Annotated in this window: 1 rRNA gene; it reads left to right on the top strand. The window is 49.9% G+C overall.

The window, feature by feature from the left end:
• Positions 1-3: 3 nt before the first annotated feature.
• Positions 4-551, top strand: a 23S ribosomal RNA gene (locus ACVBAX_RS25385); the annotation flags it as partial.

The following is a 551-nucleotide window of genomic DNA, read 5'->3' as shown; positions in this document are numbered from 1 at the left end:
GTAGGTTAAGTTAGAAAGGGCGCACGGTGGATGCCTTGGCACTAGGAGCCGATGAAGGACGGGACTAACACCGATATGCTTCGGGGAGCTGTAAGTAAGCTTTGATCCGGAGATTTCCGAATGGGGAAACCCTCTATCCGTAATGGGATAGAATCTTTACCTGAATACATAGGGTATTGAAGGCAGACCCGGGGAACTGAAACATCTAAGTACCCGGAGGAAGAGAAAGCAAACGCGATTCCCTAAGTAGCGGCGAGCGAAACGGGATTAGCCCAAACCAAGAGGCTTGCCTCTTGGGGTTGTAGGACACTCTATACGGAGTTACAAAGGAATGAAGTAGACGAATCGATCTGGAAAGGTCAGTCATAGAAGGTAACAACCCTGTAGTTGAAACTTCGTTCCCTCTTGAGTGGATCCTGAGTACGGCGGAACACGTGAAATTCCGTCGGAAGCAGGGAGGACCATCTCCCAAGGCTAAATACTACCTAGTGACCGATAGTGAACCAGTACCGTGAGGGAAAGGTGAAAAGCACCCCGGAAGGGGAGTGAAA

The organism is Robertmurraya sp. GLU-23 (genome assembly GCF_052983275.1).
The sequence above is the reverse complement of the archived record's forward strand: the minus strand, read 5'-3'. Positions and strand labels throughout refer to the sequence as shown.